The organism is Arenibacter lacus, assembly GCF_008711145.1.
GTDB classification, from domain to species: Bacteria; Bacteroidota; Bacteroidia; order Flavobacteriales; family Flavobacteriaceae; genus Arenibacter; species Arenibacter amylolyticus.
Genome location: NZ_VVIN01000181.1, coordinates 1 through 1,091 on the forward strand (window position 1 = coordinate 1; position 1,091 = coordinate 1,091).

Consider the following 1,091-nt stretch of genomic DNA (forward strand, 5'->3'; position numbering starts at 1 on the left):
CACCGAACTACTGATCCAAGAAATTAAGAAGCAATTTGCGTTGGACACCATGGTAGTCCGATTTAGTAGGAAGGTTATGCAGCAGAATCCGTTTGCGTACCAAGAAGGAGCGGTAGTTGGAAACCCACTTCCCGATGAGAAGGTCGTATTTGGAGAGTATGGGGTGCAATTCTACGCCTATACAAAATCTGGCCATAAAACGGGGTTCTTTCTAGATCAAAGACCCAATAGATTATGGGTGCAACAACATGCAGCTGGAAAAAAAGTGCTGGATGTATTTAGTTATGTGGGTAGTTTCGGAATTCACGCTTTAATGGGCGAGGCCAAATCATTGACCTCCATAGATATTAGCGCCCCAGCCATGGAAGTAGCGGCCCAAAACATGACCCTCAATGGCATAGACGAATCGAGGTGGACCCCGATAGTCGCCGATGCTTTTATAGCCTTGCAAGAACTAATAGATAAGCAAGCGCACTTTGATATTGTTATTATAGATCCGCCTTCCTTCGCCAAACAAGCTAGTGAAGTACCCAGGGCCCTAACACAGTATAAAAGATTGGCCCAGTTGGGTAAAGAGTTAGTAGCAAAGAATGGCACCTTGGCCTTAGGCTCCTGTTCTAGTCGCATTAGCTTGGACGATTTTAAGCAAGCACACCAGGATGCAGGGATAACCCCTTATAATGGTTGGGAGTTTAAACACACTACCCTGCATGATGAGGACCATCCCATTACCTTTCCTGAAAGCGTCTATTTAAAAACAGTCTTTTATCAAAAAATAGATTAAACCTCCCCTACTACGTCTACTGATTTAAAGCGTTTTGAATTGAAAAATCATTTCTGTAAAATCCCCTTGATTTTCTAGTGCAAGAGGTCAGTTACCGCGTTGGCCTTTGTTACAGCTGGCTCATCTAGCAAACCTACACCGATCCTTAGTTTTTCGGCCCTGTTTCAATCTCATCCTATAAACAGAATCTGAAAGTCAGTGTCGGCATACAAATAGCAGGCACAGCCAAAATCCCTTAGCCGCAGAATAGTGTTCGAAAGCTCCGAGATCAGGAGCGAAGGCACGTAGCGACGCGGAGTTTCGAACA

General features: G+C 44.5%; 1 protein-coding gene. It reads left to right on the forward strand.

The window, feature by feature from the left end; translation table 11 throughout:
* On the forward strand, positions 1-784 hold a 784-nt coding region (locus tag F1E73_RS17040), incomplete at its 5' end, for a class I SAM-dependent rRNA methyltransferase (protein ID WP_150452667.1).
* Positions 785-1,091: the final 307 nt, after the last annotated feature.